The following is a 15,858-nucleotide window of genomic DNA, read 5'->3' as shown; positions in this document are numbered from 1 at the left end:
GCCCCGTCTCGCGGGTCTTGCGCACGCCCGCACCCTCACACCGGGAAACCAGGGGCAGCCCGCGCCCCACGCACCCCGGAGGCCGGTCCCGGTCCCGTGACCTGAACGCCGCCCCACAGCTCCCGGAAGCCCCCCGCAGCCCCCTTCAGCCCCGCCGAACCCCCACGTCAAGGGCGGGGGCGACGACGGCGAACGCCTGGTCCGTCAGGCCCGCCGGGTCCTCCGTGCCGTCGCTGCCGCTCCAGCGGTGCAGCACGGCGTCGAAGGCGTTCAGGGCCATCCCGGCGGCCAGGCGCGGGTACAGGTCGGCCGCGGCGTCGAGGTCCTCACGGCGGGCCAGTTCCGCCGCCAGGTCGTCGCGCCACTGCGCCTGCCGTTCCAGGAAGCGGGCGAGCAGCGCGGGCGTCCCGAGGATCAGCTGGACCACGCGCAGCGCCCGCTCGGAGTGGTGGGCGCACTCGCCGAGCGGGACCCATACGGCGTGCCGCAGCGCCTCCGACGGGCGCTCCCCCGCGGGCCGTGCGGCCAGCTCCGCGCACATGCCGGTGCCCATGTCCGCGAGGAACTGGACGACGACGTCCTCCTTGGACGCGAAGTACCGGAAGAACGTCCGCTTGGAGACGCCCGCCGCACCCACGATCTCGTCGACGGTGACGGCGTCGAACCCCTTCAGGGCGAGCAACTGCAGCGCCGCTTCGGTCAATTCGTCCGCGACGAGCTGACGCTTGCGCTCGGCCAGGCTGATTTCACGGCGAGAACTCACCCCGTCATGCTACATGCGATGCCTTGCATGGCACTCGGTAGCGCATTGACACTCGGTGTCATGCGAGGCAGCATGTGCCGCATGACGCAGCGGCAGAGTCAGCGACACGGGCAGCAGCACGGGCGGCAGCAGACGCGGAAGGGCGGCTGGGACGCCGCCCGCATACCGGATCTGACCGGCCGGGTGTACGTCGTCACCGGGGCCAACAGCGGCCTCGGCCTGGCGACCACCCGAGCCCTCGCCCACCGGGGCGCACACGTGATCCTCGCGGTGCGGGACGAGGCGAAGGGCCTGCGGGCGGCCGCCGACATCACCGCGGACCAGCCGAAGGCCCGCCTGGAGGTACGCGCCCTGGACCTGGCCGACCTCGACTCGGTGCACGCCTTCGCCACCCGCCTGCGGGCCGACCACCCGCGCCTGGACGTCCTCATCAACAACGCGGGCGTGATGGCCCCGCCACGGACGCTCAGCGCCCAGGGCCACGAACTGCAGTTCGCCGCCAACCATCTGGGCCACTTCGCCCTCACCGGACTGCTGCTCGACCTGCTGTCCACGGGCGACAACTCCCGCGTGGTGAACGTGACCTCGACGAACCACCGGCAGGGCAGCCTGTTCTTCGACGACCTCTCCGGCGAGCGCGGGTACGCCCCCATGGCGTACTACAACCAGTCGAAGCTCGCGGGCGCCGTCTTCGGCCACGAGCTCCACCGCCGCCTGACCGAGGCGGGCAGCCCCGTCCGCAGCGTGCTCGCCCACCCCGGCTACACGGCCACCAACCTCCAGACGACCGCCCCGACCGGCCTGGTCAAGTTCCTCTTCGGCCGCCTCCTCAAGCCCTTCGCCCAGCCCCCCGCCCGGGGCGCGCTCCCCCAGCTCTACGCGGCGACGGCCCCCGAGGCCCGAAGCGGCGACTTCATCGGCCCCGACGGCATGGCGGAACTACGCGGCACCCCGAAGCGGGTACAGCTCTCCCCCCGAGCCACGAACCCCGAGACCGCAAGCCGCCTGTGGACCCTCTCGGAGGACCTGACAGACGTTCACTTCACGTTCCAGGGGAAGAGTTTGAGCCCGTCCGGCGATTGAGGACGAGCGCGCGGCGCGACAGACGGCAACCCCGTCCGGGGACACCGCCCGGGGCCAACCTCAGGCGACCGACCCGATCCGCCCACCCAACTCCCGCGTTCCGTCATGGTGGATGGGCGTGTGCGCCCCGGCGAGCGAAACCCCACTGCCACCCCGCCGCGATGCGACAATCTCCGCAGCGATGGACAGCGCCGTCTCCTCCGGCGTACGCGCCCCGAGGTCGAGCCCGATGGGCGACCGGAGCCGGGTCAACTCCAGCTCGGTGACGCCGACTTCACGCAGTCGGCGGTTGCGGTCCTGGTGGGTGCGGCGCGACCCCATCGCCCCCACATAGGCCACCGGAAGCCGCAGCGCGCACCGCAACAGCGGCACGTCGAACTTGGCGTCGTGGGTGAGGACGCACAGCACGGTGCGGCCGTCGACCTCGGTGCGCTCCAGGTACTCGTGCGGCCACTCGACGACGATCTCGTCGGCGTCGGGGAAGCGTGCGGGCGTGGCGAAGACGGGCCGCGCGTCGCACACGGTGACGTGGTAGCCGAGGAACTTGCCGACGCGGACGAGGGCCGAGGCGAAGTCGATGGCTCCGAAGACAATCATCCGGGGCGGCGGCACGGAGGACTCGACGAGGACGGTCAGGGGCTGCCCGCAGCGGGAGCCGTCCGCGCCGATCCCGACGGTGCCGGTGCGCCCCGCGTCCAGCATCGCGCGGGCCTCGCCCGCCACGGTCCGGTCCAGCTCGGGATGCCCGCCGAGCCCGCCTTCGTACGCGGCGGCGCCGCCCGGCGCGGCCTCGTCCGGGGGCCCGTCCCCGTGCGCGACCCCCGCGAGCCCGCCCCCGCCGTCCGCACGGACGAGCAGCACCCGCCCCATCAGCTCGGCGGGCCCCTCCGTGATCCGGGCGACCGCGGCCGCCTCGCCCCGGGCCGCGGCGGCGAGGGCGGCGGCGTACACCGGCCGCGCGGGCGAGTCCGCGCGGACCGGTGTGACCAGGATGTCGATGACTCCACCGCAGGTCAGGCCCACGGCGAAGGCGTCGTCGTCGCTGTAGCCGAAGCGTTCGACGACGGTGTCGCCGTCGTCGAGCGCCTGCCGGCACAGCTCGTACACCGCTCCCTCCACACAACCCCCGGAGACCGACCCGATCGCCGTACCGTCGCTGTCGACGGCGAGGGCGGCACCGGGCTGCCGGGGCGCGCTCCCGCCGACGGCCACGACGGTGGCGACGGCGAAGTCACGTCCCTGCTCGACCCACCGGTTCAGCTCTTCGGCGATGTCCAGCATGTCGGTCTCCTCAAGGGCTCTGCGGAGCCTCCCCGAGAGGCTCCCCACGGTCGTGTGCGGGGCGGGCGGCGCCTCAGTGGACGCCCATCCAGCTTTCGATGGGGCTGAGGGCGAAGTACACGATGAAGATCAGGGTCAGGCCCCACATGAAGGCCCCGATCTCCCGTGCCTTGCCCTGAGCGATCTTGATGGCGACCCAGGAGATGACACCCGCCGCGACACCGGTGGTGATGGTGTACGTGAAGGGCATCAGGACCACGGTCAGGAACACCGGGATCGCGGTGGCGCGGTCGGCCCAGTCGACGTGCCGTGCGTTCATCATCATCATCGCTCCGATGACGACGAGCGCGGCGGACGCGACCTCCTGCGGGACGATCGCGGTGACGGGCGTGAAGAACAGGCAGGCCGCGAAGAACAGGCCGGTCACGACGGAGGCGAGGCCCGTACGGGCACCCTCGCCGACGCCGGTCGCGGACTCGACGAAGACGGTCTGTCCCGAGCCGCCCGCCACGCCGCCGATGGCGCCGCCGGCGCCGTCGATGAACAGCGCCTTGGACAGGCCGGGCATGCGGCCCTTGTCGTCGGCCAGGTTGGCCTCCGTGCCGACGCCGATGATCGTCGCCATCGCGTCGAAGAAGCCCGCGAGCACCAGGGTGAAGACGATCATGCCGACCGTCATCGCGCCGACCTCGCCCCAGCCTCCGAACTCGACGTCCCCGAAGAGCGAGAAGTCGGGCGTGGAGACCGCGCTGCCGTGCAGCTCGGGGGCGCCGTTGGCCCACTGCTTGGGGTTGATGACGTCCATCGCGTTCAGGGCGACGGCGACGACGGTGCCGGTGACGATGCCGATCAGGATGGCGCCGGGGGTGTTGCGGGCCTGCAGCATGAAGATCAGGAGCAGGGTCCCAGCGAAGAGCAGGACGGGCCAGCCCTGGAGCTCGCCGCCCGGGCCGAGGGTCAGCGGGGTGGCCTTGCCCTGGTGGACGAAGCCGCCCTTGACCAGGCCGATGATGGCGATGAACAGGCCGATGCCCATGGTGATGCCGTGCTTGAGCGCGAGCGGTATCGCGTTCATGATCATCTCGCGCAGCCCGGTGACGACAAGGAGCATGATCACCACGCCGTACATCACACACATGCCCATGGCCTGCGGCCAGGTCATCTCGGGCGCGACCTGCGAGGCGATGACGCCGGAGACGGAGAGCCCGGCGGCCAGGGCCAGCGGCACCTTGCCGACGAAGCCCATGAGCAGGGTGGTGACGGCCGCGGCGAAGGCCGTCGCGGTGATGAGGGCCTTCTGCCCCATCGTGTCGCCCGCCGCGTCCTTGCCGGACAGGATCAGCGGGTTGAGCAGGACGATGTACGCCATCGCCATGAAGGTGGTGATGCCGCCGCGCACCTCACGCGCGACCGTCGATCCTCTGAGGGATATGTGAAAGTACCGGTCGAGCCAAGACCGTCCGGCGGGGACGCGTGAGCCGGAGCCCGCGTCCTCCGCGGTGGTCTTCGGCTCCACTGACTGCTGGGTCATGGTGCCTACTCCCAAGGTTCACAGGGGCACCCGCAGAGCTGCGGGATTTGGGATGGTGCGTTGGCTGCACGACCCGGGGGACGGCCCGAGACGAACTTGAGGAGAGGGGGCCGGGGGACTCTCGTCCCCCGGTTCCCTTTTTCCGTGGCCCCGGAGGGCTCAGGTGCCGGTGAGGTGCTCGGGACGTACCGGCGTCTTGTTGAGCTCCAGACCCGTGGCCGCGCGGATCGCCGCGAGGACCGCCGGGGTCGAGGAGAGGGTGGGGGCCTCGCCGATGCCGCGTACGCCGTAGGGCGCGTGCGGGTCGGCGAGCTCCAGGTAGTCGACCGGGATGGTCGGGGTGTCGAGGATGGTCGGGAGGAGGTAGTCCGTGAAGGAGGGGTTCTTCACCTTCGCGGTCTTCGGGTCGACGATGATCTCCTCCATCACCGCGACGCCCAGGCCCTGCGTGGTGCCGCCCTGGATCTGGCCGATGACGGAGAGCGGGTTGACCGCCTTGCCGACGTCCTGGGCGCAGGCCAGCTCGATGACCTTGACGAGGCCGAGCTCGGTGTCGACCTCGACGACCGCGCGGTGCGCGGCGAAGGCGTACTGGACGTGGCCGTTGCCCTGTCCGGTCCGCAGGTCGAAGGCCTCGGTGGGGCGGTGCCTGAACTCCTCCTCCACCTCCACGGCCTCGTCCTCCAGGACGTCCACGATCGAGGCGAGGGCCTCGCCGCCGTCGGTGACGACCTTGCCGCCCTCCAGGAGGAGTTCGGCGCTCGCCCAGGCCGGGTGGTACGAGCCGAACTTGCGCCGGCCGATCTCCAGGACCTTTTCGCGGACGATCTCGCAGGAGTTCTTGATGGCGCCGCCGGTCATGTACGTCTGGCGGCCCGCGGAGGTCGATCCGGCCGAGCCCACCTGGGTGTCGGCGGGGGCGATGGTGACCTGCTGGACGCCGAGTTCGGTGCGGGCGATCTGCGCGTGGATGGTGACGCCGCCCTGGCCGACCTCGGCCGCCGCGGTGTGCACGGTGGCCACGGCCTCGCCGTTGATGACCTCGATGCGGATCTTCGCGGTCGAGTAGTCGTCGAAGCCCTCGGAGAAGCCGACGTTCTTGATGCCGACCGCGTAGCCGACGCCGCGGACGACGCCCTCGCCGTGGGTGGTGTTGGACAGACCGCCGGGCAGCGCGCGGACGTCGGCGCCCTCGCTGGACTCCCACTGGCGCTCCGGCGGCATGGGGCGGGCCTTGACCCGGCGCAGGAGTTCGGCGACGGGGGCGGGCGAGTCGACCGGCTGCCCGGTCGGCATGATCGTGCCCTGCTCCATCGCGTTCTTCTGCCGGAACTCCACCGGGTCCATGCCCAGCTTCGCGGCCAGCTTGTCCATCTGGGCCTCGTACGCGAAGCACGCCTGGACCGCGCCGAAGCCGCGCATGGCGCCGCAGGGCGGGTTGTTGGTGTAGAGGCCGATCGCCTCGATGTCCACGTCGTCGATGACGTACGGGCCGACCGAGAGGGACGAGGCGTTGCCGACGACCGAGGGGGTCGAGGACATGTAGGCGCCGCCGTCCAGGACGATCTTGCACTTCATGTGCGTGATCTTGCCGTCCTTGGTGGCGCCGTGCTCGTAGTACAGCTTCGCCGGGTGCCGGTGGACGTGGCCGAAGAAGGACTCGTACCGGTTGTAGACCATCTTCACCGGCTTGCCCGTGCGCAGCGCGAGCACGGAGGCGAGGATCTGCATGGAGATGTCCTCGCGGCCGCCGAACGCGCCGCCGACCCCGGCCATCGTCATGCGGACCTTCTCCTCGGGCAGGCCGAGGCAGGGGGCGATCTGCTTGAGGTCCGAGTGCAGCCACTGGGTGGCGACGTACAGGTCGACGCCGCCGTCCTCGGCGGGCACCGCGAGGCCGGACTCCGGGCCGAGGAAGGCCTGGTCCTGCATGCCGAAGGTGTACTCGCCCTTGACGATCACGTCGGCCTTCTTGGCGGCCTCGGCGGCGTCGCCGCGGATGATCGGCTGGCGGTGCACGATGTTCGGGTGCGGGGAGTGCCCGGCGTGGTGGTCGCCGCGGTTCTCGTGGACCAGGACCGCGTCGGGAGCGGTCGCGGACGCCTCGTCCGTGATGACCGGCAGCTCGCGGTACTCGATCTTGATCTTCGCGGCGGCGCGGCGCGCGGTCTCCGGGTGGTCCGCTGCCACCAGGGCGACCGGCTCGCCGTGGTGGCGGACCTTGCCGTAGGCGAGGACGGGGGTGTCCTGGTACTCCATGCCGTAGTTCTTCGCGGCCGGCAGGTCGTCGGCCGTCAGGACGGCGTAGACGCCGGAGAGGGCCAGGGCCTCGGAGGTGTCGATGGACACGATCTCGGCGTGGGCGACCGTGGAGCGCAGGGCCTGGCCCCAGAGCATCTCCTCGTGCCACATGTCCGAGGAGTAGGCGAACTCGCCGGTGACCTTCAGGGTGCCGTCGGGGCGCAGCATCGACTCGCCGACGCCGCCCTTCGTCTGGGAGCCCTGGGTGACGTTGGCAGGGATGCCAGTGGTGGTGCCAGCCATGATCAGACCGCCTCTCCCTGGCGGGCCGCAGCCAGGCGGACCGCGTCGAGGATCTTCTCGTAACCGGTGCAGCGGCAGAGGTTGCCGGAGAGCGCCTCGCGGATGTCCGCGTCCGACGGCGTGTCGTTGCGCTCCAGGAGCTCGTCGGCCGCGACCAGCAGACCGGGGGTGCAGAAGCCGCACTGGACGGCGCCCGCGTCGATGAACGCCTGCTGGATCGGGGAGAGGGCTGCGCCCGGGGAGATCGCGCCCTCGCCGGTCTGCGAGTCCTGGCCCTTGGCGCGCCACTGCTGGGCGTCCTGGAGCGAGGTGCCGCAGGCGCCGGAGGCGCAGCCGCCGCCCGGGTGGGCGCTCTCGCGGTGCTTGGCGTAGTCGGCGAGGCCCTCGACGGTGGTGACCTCGCGGCCCTCCACCTGCCCGGCCGCGACCAGGCACGAACACACCGGCACGCCGTCGAGGCGGACCGTGCAGGAACCGCACTCGCCCTGCTCGCAGGCGTTCTTGGAGCCCGGCAGGCCCATGCGCTCGCGCAGCACGTACAGCAGGGACTCGCCCTCCCACACGTCGTCGGCTTCCTGTTGACGGCCGTTGACCGTGAAGTTCACGCGCATTATGCGACTCCCTCAGTGCTGCGGCCGTTGCCGCGGTACGACTCCCAGGTCCAGCCGAGCGTGCGGCGGGCCATGATCCCGACGGCGTGGCGGCGGTAGTTCGCCGTGCCGCGCACGTCGTCGATCGGGTTGGCGGCGCCGGAGGCGAGCTCCGCGAACTGCTTGGCGACCGACGGGGTGATGATCTTCCTGTTGTCCCAGAAGCCGCCCTCTTCGAGCGCCGCGTTCAGGAACTCCTCGGCCGCCTTCGCCCGGATGGGCGTCGGGGCGGCGGAGCCGATGCCGGTCCGCACGGTCCGGGTCTCGGGGTGCAGCGCGATGCCGAAGGCGCACACGGCGATGACCATGGCGTTGCGCGTACCCACCTTGGAGTACTGCTGCGGTCCGTCGGCCTTCTTGATGTGCACGGCCCGGATCAGCTCGTCCGGCGCGAGGGCGTTGCGCTTCACGCCGGTGTAGAACGCGTCGATCGGGATCAGGCGGGAGCCGCGTACGGACTCCGCCTCGACCTCGCAGTCGGCGGCGAGCAGCGCCGGGTGGGCGTCCCCGGCCGGGGACGCGGTGCCGAGGTTGCCGCCGACGCCGCCGCGGTTGCGGATCTGCGGCGAGGCGACCGTGTGCGAGGCGAGCGCGAGGCCGGGCAGCTCCGCGCGCAGGTTCTCCATGATGTCCGTGTACGGGACCGAGGCGCCGAGCCGGACGGTGTCCGCACCGACCTCCCACTCCCGCAGCTCACCGATGCGGTTGAGGTCCAGCAGGTACTCCGGACGCCGGTGGTCGAAGTTGATCTCGACCATGACATCGGTGCCACCCGCAATCGGCACAGCGGTGGGGTGCTCGGCCTTCGCGGCGAGCGCCTCCTCCCAGCTGGCGGGGCGAAGGAAGTCCATGAGTGGCTCTCTCTTCGTGATCGTGCCTGGCGGCCGGATCCCGCTGGGGAGCCGACCGGGGCTTACTAGGCTGACGAGCCGGGGCGAGCGTTCCGGCCAACGTTCTGGCCGAGGCGGTCCTTCGCCTCTCGACTACTCGTTCATGTGCTGTTAACGCGGAGTGGGGCAAGTACACCGCCCGGTCGTCCGATGGGGTCAGTCACCGAAACCATGAAGGAGTTGGCTGGCCAAGGCGCGAGTCTTGTAGATTCGTATGAAGAACGGTCCCCAGTAACCTCGCGGATTCCCTCTAGAAACCGCGGCGCCTTCGGGACTCCGCGGCCCCGGGTTTCGTCCGGGACCTCGGCCACACATGAAATCGAGACAGATCGGCGGCGACGACACCATGCGGCTGCGCGCACTCCTTGACACCGACGCGCTGGGCCTCAGGCTGCTCGGCGGCGAGGACGAGCTGGACCGCACCGTGCGTGGCGTGATGACCACGGACCTGCGCGACCCCAGCCGCTACCTCGCGGGCGGCGAGCTGGTGCTCACCGGTCTCGCCTGGCGCAGGGACGCCTCGGACACCGAGCCTTTTGTACGTATTCTCGCAGCCGCCGGGGTCGCCGCACTGGCCGCGGGCGAGGCGGAGCTGGGCGCCGTCCCCGACGACCTCGTCGAGGCCTGCGCCCGCCACCGCCTGCCGCTGTTCGCGGTCAACGAGTCGGTGGCGTTCGCGACGATCACCGAGCACGTCGTACGCCAGGTGTCCGGCGAGCGCGCCGGGGACCTGGCGGCCGTGGTGGACCGCCACCGCCGCCTGATGACCTCGGGCCCGGCGGGCGGCGGCCCCGACGTGGTCCTCGATCTGCTCGGCACCGACCTGGACCTGCGGGCCTGGGTGCTCTCCCCCGCAGGACGGCCCATCGCCGGGGCGGGCACGGCGGGCCCCGCCCTGCCCCCGGCGGTCTGCGCGCGGCTCGCCGGGGAGCAGCTCGCCGCCGCCAGGACGGGGCGCCGGGGCCCGCACCGGGTGAGCGTGGACGGCCTGACGTACTCCCTGTTCCCCATTCGGTCCAGCGGCAGGGGCGCGGTCGGCGCGTCGCGGGACGTGCGCGAGACGGTCCTCTCGGACTGGCTGCTCGCCGTCGAGGCGGACGCGGGCGACTGGCCCGAGGAGCGGCTCGACCTGCTCCAGGGCGTCACCCAGCTGATCGCCGTCGAGCGGGACCGCAGGGACGCGGCGCGCACGGTCCGGCGCCGCCTCGCCCAGGAGGTCCTCGAACTGGTCCAGACGGGCGCGGCGCCCGCCGAGATCGCGGCACGCCTGCGGGTCGCGGCGCCGGTGCTGCTTCCCGGGCTCGGGTCGGCGCCGCACTGGCAGGTCGTGGTGGCGCGGGTCGAGTGGAACGCCACCGACGCCGCCGACGGCACCGACGGCGCGGGGATCGAGGGCGGCCCGGTGGCCCAGTCGCTCCTCGAGGAGATCCTGGTCGACCCGGCGGCGGCCGGGCCCGACCCGTCCGACCGGATCGCCGTGGCCCACACCGGCGACGAGGCCATCGCGCTCGTGCCGCTGCCCGCGCTGGCCGCCGAGGCCGACGGCGCCGAGCCGGGGCTGCTCGCGGACACGCTGCTCACGGCCGTGCGGGAGCCGCTCTCCGCGGGCCTCGCGGACGACGGCCGGCTCACGATCGGCGTCAGCGCGTCCGTGCACTCGGCGGAGGGGCTGCGGGGCGCCCTGGAGGAGGCCCGGCACGCCCGCAGGGTCGCCGCGGCGCGGCCGGGGCGGGTGTGCGCGGCGGGCCACCAGGAGCTGGCCTCGCACGTGCTTCTGCTGCCCTTCGTGCCCGACGACGTGCGCCGCGCGTTCACCGCGCGCCTGCTCGACCCGCTGCGCGAGTACGACCGCAGGCACCGCGCCGAGCTCATTCCGACCCTGGAGGCGTTCCTCGACTGCGACGGCTCCTGGACGCGCTGTGCGACCCGGCTGCACCTGCACGTCAACACACTGCGCTACCGGGTCGGGCGTATCGAGCAGTTGACGGGCCGTGACCTTTCCCGACTTGAGGACAAGCTGGACTTCTTCCTGGCCCTGCGCATGAGTTGAGGCCCCCGGGCCGATTCCCAGGGGCCGCGGGCGCCTCCCCGGCCCCGCGGTCTCCGCCCGTCCCTCGGCTCTCGTTCCCCCTCGTTTGTGAAATCTTTCACCCATCCCCTTGGCCGAGCGCGCCGATCCGTGCTGAGATTCGCCCACGACTCAACAGCTCAATGGCGCGCTAGGGGAGGGCAACGTGGCGCATACCGCCATGTCTGGTACCGGAACGAACGCTTCGAACGATCCACTCCAGACCGCGGTATGGCGGCTGCGCTCGCGCGGCTGCTGGACCGACGCGGCGGCGCTGCTCGCCACCCGCGAGGGCGCGGACGTCGCCGTCCAGAGAACCTCGCTCCTCATCGAGCGCTGCCTGTTCACCGGCGACGGCTGGGACGAGGCCGAGGACAGCCTGCGGACGGCGGAGGCGGTCGCCGACGATGACGACGCCCGCGGCGCCGCGGCCTGCGAGCGCGGCCAACTTGCGTACGCCGCCACGGTGTTGGGCGTACGGGACCGGGCCGACGAGGCCCGCACCGCGCTCGGCAGGGCCGCCGCGCTGCTCGCTCCCGGCTCCTCCGGGCGCCCTCTTCTCGACTTCCGCCGCGGCCTGATCGCCGAGCACATCGCGGACTCCCCGCAGGCCGCCCGCGCCGCCTACCGCCGCGCCCACGCCGGCGCCACCGCCCACGACGACCCGCTGCTGCTCTCCTTCACCTGGCGCCACCTGGCCGGACTCGCCCTGCGCGAGGGCGAGTTGGCCGACGCCCGGCACGGCTTCTCGGAGTCCCTGCGCATCCGCGAGGAACTCGGCTTCCTCGTCGGCACGGCCCCGGCCCTCGCCGCCCTCGCGGACGCGGAGCCCGAACCGGAGGCGTCCCGGCTGCGCGCCGAGGCGACCCGGCTGTTCCGCCTCCTGGGCGGGGTGCCCTCGTGGCTGGCGGCACAGCTGACGCCTCCGGCACCGGCGGCTTGAGTCACCGGTGACTTGAGACAGCAGCGGCGCGACGGCCGGGGCGGACGTCGCCGACCGCTCGGGCCTTCCCGCCCGGTGCGTCGCCGCCAGGTCAGACGTCGCCGCCCGTGAAGTGCTCGCGCACCAGGGACTGGACCACCGGGAGATCGCGGGCGACCAGGGCGTCCAGGAGGGCCATGTGTTCGGCCGCGTCGGCCACGAGGTCGGCGCGGCGGCCCGCGACGGGGCCCGTCACCAGGGGCCACTGGGAGCGGCGGTGCAGGTCGTCCGCGACCTGGACGAGCTGCTGGTTGCCGGAGAGGGCGAGCAGGGCGCCGTGGAAGGCCCGGTCCGCCTCGGCGTAGCGGGCGAGGTCGGCGCAGGCCGCGGCGGCCACGGTCGCCTCGGCCAGGGGGCGCAGCCGCGCCCACGCCTCCCCGGGCACGCTGCGGGCGAGCCGCAGCATCACCGGCACCTCGATCAGGGCCCGCACCTCCGCCAGCTCCCCCAGCTCACGCGCCCCGCGCCGGGTGACCCGGAAGCCGCGGTTGGGGACCACCTCCACCGCGCCTTCGAGCGCGAGCTGCTGCATCGCCTCGCGCACGGGCGTCGCCGAGACCCCGAAGCGCTCGCCGAGGGCCGGGGCGGAGTACACCTCGCCCGGCGCCAGCTCGCCGCCGACCAGTGCGGCGCGCAGGGCGTCGAGCACCTGGCCGCGCACGGAGGTGCGCTGCATGGGCTTGCGCGGGGGCGGTACGCCGAGGTGGCGGGCCGGTATGTCCGAGACGGCGTCGCCCGGCGCGTCGGGGGCGTCGCCGCCCGCGTCGCCGTCGGGGCCGCCGTGCGTGTGCTCGCCCCGCGCCACCGCGTCCACCTGCCGCGCGTCGGGCTGTTCCGGCACGCGCCCGGCGGCGCGCATGGCGGTCACATCCGCCGTCCGCGCTCCCGCCCGCTCCACGCCTGCCTCCCGCGCTTCCGCGCCCCGTCCGTCCGAAACGTACGAGAAGCACCATAGGCGGACACGACCGCAGTTGAAACCTCGATCATGTTGGGTAAGGTTAGGCTTACCTGCAATCGATCGTGATTCGGTGGTCCCCGCGCATGTCCGTTCCCACCCTGGAAAGCGGCGCTCGACGTACGGAGCGCGCTCAGAGCCCCGTCACCGCCGCCTATGCCCGCCTCACCGAGGTGTTCCCCGGGCTGCGCATCCAGGAGCTGGCCGAGGACGAACAGCCGCCGCGGGGCGGGGGCTGGGTCGGGGCAGCCGGGCTCGCGGAGGCCGGGTCCGCGTTCGAGGAGTTCCTCGCCTGGGACGACGCGCAGGTCCTCAAGGACTACGGCCAGCAGGCCCGCCCGGACGTCGTCGCCAGCTTCGCGCTGCACCGGTACGCCTGGCCCGCCACGCTGCTGTTCACGGTGCCGTGGTTCCTCCAGCGCCGGGTGCCGAGCTACCCCGTCGGGAACGTCTTCTTCCAGCGCGCCCTCGGCAAGTTCGCCGTCCGGCCGGGCGGCTTCGTCTGCCTGCCGGACGACCCGGCGGCCGCGCTGCCCGGCGCCCGCGTCGTGGCGGACGAGGAGGCGCTGCGCGCCGAGCTGCGGGCGGCCGTGGCGGAGCACATGGGGCCGCTGCTCGACGGCTTCGGACCGCGCATGCGGCGCCGGGGCCGGGCGCTGTGGGCCGTCGCCACGGACGAGATCGTCGAGGGTCTCTGGTACGTGGCCCACCTCCTCGGCGAGGAGCAGCGCGCCACGACCGAGCTGGAGCAGCTGCTCCCCGGCGCCACGAAGCCGTACGTCGGCACGGCCGCGTTCCGCGAACTCACCGGGCCGAACGGCGAGAAGCTGCCCACCCGGGACCGCGCGAGCTGCTGCATGTTCTACACGCTGCGGCCCGCCGACACCTGCGTCACCTGCCCCCGTATGTGTGACGCGGACCGCGTCGCCCGGCTGACGGCCGACGCCGCGAGCTGACGCCCCGGCGGCCCCCGGACACCCCCGCCGGGCCCGCGAGGGCCCGCCCGTACACCGCCCCCTCCCCGAACCACCCCTTCGCGCGCGTTTTATTCGAACCCAATTCCAGCCTCTCCCGCATGAGTTCGACGTATTCGGCGCTCGGCACGGCCTTCACCACCCCCTTGGCGTCCTCTTGCCGGAAAACCGCCTTGGGCGCCGTGCGGGGTGGGCCACTATGGCGCCCGAACTCGCCCTACGCGACGCAAGGGACGCCAGATGAGACTGACCGACATATCGCTGGACTGGCTGCTGCCCGGCGGGATCCTGCTCCTGGGCATGGCAGTCGCGGTGGCGGTACTCGCGCGGGGCAGGAAGGCCCAGGCGAAAGTGGCCACCAGCGACGACTCGTGGGAGCGCAACGAGGAGCGCCGCAGGCGCAAGGAAGCCGTCTACGGCACCGCCTCCTACGTCCTCCTCTTCTGCTGCGCGGCGGTCGCCGCCGCCCTCTCCTTCCACGGCCTCGTCGGCTTCGGCCGACAGAATCTGAACCTCTCCGGCGGCTGGGAGTACCTGGTCCCCTTCGGCCTCGACGGCGCCGCCATGTTCTGCTCCGTCCTCGCGGTGCGCGAGGCCAGCCACGGTGACGCCGCGCTCGGCTCCCGGCTCCTGGTGTGGACGTTCGCGGGGGCCGCCGCCTGGTTCAACTGGGTGCACGCGCCGCGCGGCATCGGGCACGCGGGTGCCCCGCAATTCTTCGCCGGGATGTCGCTGTCCGCGGCCGTCCTCTTCGACCGGGCCCTGAAGCAGACCCGCCGGGCCGCGCTGCGCGAGCAGGGGCTCGTGCCGCGGCCGCTGCCGCAGATCCGCATCGTGCGGTGGCTGCGGGCGCCCCGGGAGACCTTCGGCGCGTGGTCGCTGATGCTGCTCGAAGGCGTACGCACCCTCGACGAGGCCGTCGAGGAGGTCCGGGAGGACCGGCGCGAGAAGGAGCAGGCGCGGACGCGGCGGCGGGACCAGGAGAAGCTGGAGCGGGCGCAGCTCAAGGCCATCAGCCGGGGGCATCGCGGGTACCACGGGCGCGGGGGTCGTCAGGTGGACGTCCAGGTCGGCTCCTCGGGTGGGTCCGCGCAGGTCGGCGCGGACCCTGCCATAGCGGCGCCACCGCCATCCCCGCCGCCCCAGGACGAGCTTCCCGTACGGCACCGGCCCTCCCTTCAGGCCGTGCCGAATGACCCGTCCCGTCCCGTCACCGTCGATCTCACCGCCGAGGACGACACCCAGACGTTGCCCCGGCTCGACTCGCTGGAGCAGAAGCTGAAGGATCTCGAGCAGCAGTTCGGGTGACGGCTCGGCCGGGGGCACCCCGCTTATCGGCGCTCCGCGCCTCGTCCTCAATCGCCGGACGGGCTATCTCCCACCCACCCGCCCAACCTTCCCCCGGGGCCACCCAAAAGCCCGGCACCCTCGGGCCCGAAACACCTCGCCCCGCTGGGCACCCCTGAGCCCGCCCCGCTGTACCTTCCAGCCCGCCCCGGCGAAGTATTCAGCCCGTCCGGCGCTTGAGGACGAGCCGCGAAGCGGCGACAAGCGGGGGCCCAGGGGCGCAGCCCCGGTTTCGGGAAAGGGGCGGGACTGGGGCGCCCCGCGAAGGTCAGCCCGGCCCCGCGTCCAGCTCGAACCACACCACCTTGCCCACGCCGTGCACCCGCACCCCCCACGCGTCGGCGAGGGACTGGACGAGGAGGAGCCCACGCCCGTGGGTGTCCTCGGCGTCCTCGGGGACCCGGGGCCGGGGCCGCCGAGCCACGAAGTCCCGGACCTCGACCCGCAGCCGCCGCGGCCCCACCGTGGCGGTGAGAATCGCATCCCGGTCCGTATGCACGAGCGCGTTGGTGACCAGCTCACTGGCCAGCAACTCCGCCGTCTCGGCCCGCCCGGGCCGCCCCCAGTGCCGCAACAGCTCCCGCAGCGCACCCCGCGCCTCGGGCACCGCCCGCAGGTCGGCGCGCCCGAGCCGCCGCAGCAACTGCGTCCGCCCGGCCCCGGGCTCGACCGCACCGACGGATTCGACCGAACCCGCGGAACCGGTGGCAGCTCCTGCTCTTACGTGTCTCGTCATGACCCCCGCCCACCCGATGACCATCACGACCAAGCCCCCCGACCGGTCTCCAAC

General features: G+C 72.8%; 13 protein-coding genes. 5 read left to right on the top strand and 8 right to left on the bottom strand.

The window, feature by feature from the left end:
* Positions 1-145 precede the first annotated feature (145 nt).
* Entirely contained in the window at positions 146-745 is a 600-nt protein-coding gene (locus tag ACZ6AA_RS38125; protein ID WP_468461603.1) for a TetR family transcriptional regulator, read from the bottom strand.
* Positions 746-844: 99 nt separating this feature from the next.
* Here ACZ6AA_RS38125 and ACZ6AA_RS38120 point away from each other — a divergent pair, with 99 nt between their 5' ends.
* Complete coding sequence (locus ACZ6AA_RS38120; RefSeq protein ID WP_471463031.1) at positions 845-1,846, top strand: oxidoreductase; 1,002 nt, start codon at positions 845-847, stop codon at positions 1,844-1,846.
* Positions 1,847-1,906: 60 nt separating this feature from the next.
* On the opposite strand, the gene ACZ6AA_RS38115 is transcribed toward ACZ6AA_RS38120, so the two are convergent.
* The 5 genes from ACZ6AA_RS38115 to ACZ6AA_RS38095 form a co-directional block, all read right to left on the bottom strand.
* Positions 1,907-3,127 (bottom strand): XdhC family protein, encoded by a 1,221-nt coding sequence (locus ACZ6AA_RS38115; protein ID WP_471463029.1) that lies wholly within the window; start codon positions 3,125-3,127, stop codon positions 1,907-1,909.
* A 73-nt stretch (positions 3,128-3,200) separates the two neighbouring features.
* Positions 3,201-4,658 carry an NCS2 family permease gene (locus tag ACZ6AA_RS38110; RefSeq protein ID WP_468483667.1) on the bottom strand — a complete coding sequence of 486 codons (1,458 nt, stop codon included), beginning with the start codon at positions 4,656-4,658 and terminating at the stop codon, positions 3,201-3,203.
* A 159-nt stretch (positions 4,659-4,817) separates the two neighbouring features.
* On the bottom strand, positions 4,818-7,202 hold the full coding sequence (locus ACZ6AA_RS38105) for a xanthine dehydrogenase family protein molybdopterin-binding subunit (protein WP_471463027.1): 2,385 nt from the start codon (positions 7,200-7,202) through the stop codon (positions 4,818-4,820).
* 2 nt (positions 7,203-7,204) lie between these two features.
* Positions 7,205-7,813 (bottom strand): (2Fe-2S)-binding protein, encoded by a 609-nt coding sequence (locus ACZ6AA_RS38100; RefSeq protein WP_468461513.1) that lies wholly within the window; start codon positions 7,811-7,813, stop codon positions 7,205-7,207.
* The gene (locus tag ACZ6AA_RS38095; protein ID WP_468461511.1) at positions 7,813-8,703 is read right to left on the bottom strand and encodes an FAD binding domain-containing protein; all 891 of its coding nucleotides are present in this window, start codon (positions 8,701-8,703) and stop codon (positions 7,813-7,815) included. The genes ACZ6AA_RS38100 and ACZ6AA_RS38095 overlap by 1 nt, the downstream gene beginning before the upstream one ends.
* 385 nt (positions 8,704-9,088) lie before the next feature.
* Between ACZ6AA_RS38095 and ACZ6AA_RS38090 the strand changes: the two genes are divergently transcribed.
* The gene (locus ACZ6AA_RS38090) at positions 9,089-10,792 is read left to right on the top strand and encodes a PucR family transcriptional regulator (protein WP_468461601.1); all 1,704 of its coding nucleotides are present in this window, start codon (positions 9,089-9,091) and stop codon (positions 10,790-10,792) included.
* A 184-nt stretch (positions 10,793-10,976) separates the two neighbouring features.
* Positions 10,977-11,753 (top strand): hypothetical protein, encoded by a 777-nt coding sequence (locus ACZ6AA_RS38085; RefSeq protein WP_468461509.1) that lies wholly within the window; start codon positions 10,977-10,979, stop codon positions 11,751-11,753.
* Positions 11,754-11,844: 91 nt separating this feature from the next.
* Here the strand turns inward: ACZ6AA_RS38085 and ACZ6AA_RS38080 are convergent, their stop codons facing one another.
* A complete protein-coding gene (locus ACZ6AA_RS38080) occupies positions 11,845-12,651 on the bottom strand; it encodes a GntR family transcriptional regulator (protein ID WP_468461599.1) in 807 nt (268 codons plus the stop codon).
* Positions 12,652-12,833: 182 nt separating this feature from the next.
* Between ACZ6AA_RS38080 and ACZ6AA_RS38075 the strand changes: the two genes are divergently transcribed.
* The gene (locus tag ACZ6AA_RS38075) at positions 12,834-13,703 is read left to right on the top strand and encodes a (2Fe-2S)-binding protein (RefSeq protein WP_468461507.1); all 870 of its coding nucleotides are present in this window, start codon (positions 12,834-12,836) and stop codon (positions 13,701-13,703) included.
* Between the two features lie 258 nt (positions 13,704-13,961).
* A complete protein-coding gene (locus ACZ6AA_RS38070) occupies positions 13,962-15,029 on the top strand; it encodes a DUF2637 domain-containing protein (RefSeq protein WP_468461505.1) in 1,068 nt (355 codons plus the stop codon).
* A gap of 307 nt (positions 15,030-15,336) precedes the next feature.
* Here the strand turns inward: ACZ6AA_RS38070 and ACZ6AA_RS38065 are convergent, their stop codons facing one another.
* A complete protein-coding gene (locus ACZ6AA_RS38065) occupies positions 15,337-15,804 on the bottom strand; it encodes an ATP-binding protein (RefSeq protein ID WP_468461503.1) in 468 nt (155 codons plus the stop codon).
* Between the last annotated feature and the right edge of the window lie 54 nt (positions 15,805-15,858).

This window comes from Streptomyces sp. NPDC040610, assembly GCF_055594065.1.
The sequence above is the reverse complement of the archived record's forward strand: the minus strand, read 5'-3'. Positions and strand labels throughout refer to the sequence as shown.

Bases quoted from the DNA above. Each gene is read 5' to 3' on its own strand.
- ACZ6AA_RS38080 (WP_468461599.1), bottom strand. From the start codon at position 12,651: ATGCGCGCCGCCGGGCGCGTGCCGGAACAGCCCGACGCGCGGCAGGTG.
- ACZ6AA_RS38075 (WP_468461507.1), top strand. From the start codon at position 12,834: ATGTCCGTTCCCACCCTGGAAAGCGGCGCTCGACGTACGGAGCGCGCT.
- ACZ6AA_RS38110 (WP_468483667.1), bottom strand. From the start codon at position 4,658: ATGACCCAGCAGTCAGTGGAGCCGAAGACCACCGCGGAGGACGCGGGC.
- ACZ6AA_RS38105 (WP_471463027.1), bottom strand. From the start codon at position 7,202: ATGGCTGGCACCACCACTGGCATCCCTGCCAACGTCACCCAGGGCTCC.
- ACZ6AA_RS38120 (WP_471463031.1), top strand. From the start codon at position 845: ATGACGCAGCGGCAGAGTCAGCGACACGGGCAGCAGCACGGGCGGCAG.
- ACZ6AA_RS38070 (WP_468461505.1), top strand. From the start codon at position 13,962: ATGAGACTGACCGACATATCGCTGGACTGGCTGCTGCCCGGCGGGATC.
- ACZ6AA_RS38095 (WP_468461511.1), bottom strand. From the start codon at position 8,703: ATGGACTTCCTTCGCCCCGCCAGCTGGGAGGAGGCGCTCGCCGCGAAG.
- ACZ6AA_RS38090 (WP_468461601.1), top strand. From the start codon at position 9,089: ATGCGGCTGCGCGCACTCCTTGACACCGACGCGCTGGGCCTCAGGCTG.
- ACZ6AA_RS38065 (WP_468461503.1), bottom strand. From the start codon at position 15,804: ATGACGAGACACGTAAGAGCAGGAGCTGCCACCGGTTCCGCGGGTTCG.
- ACZ6AA_RS38115 (WP_471463029.1), bottom strand. From the start codon at position 3,127: ATGCTGGACATCGCCGAAGAGCTGAACCGGTGGGTCGAGCAGGGACGT.
- ACZ6AA_RS38100 (WP_468461513.1), bottom strand. From the start codon at position 7,813: ATGCGCGTGAACTTCACGGTCAACGGCCGTCAACAGGAAGCCGACGAC.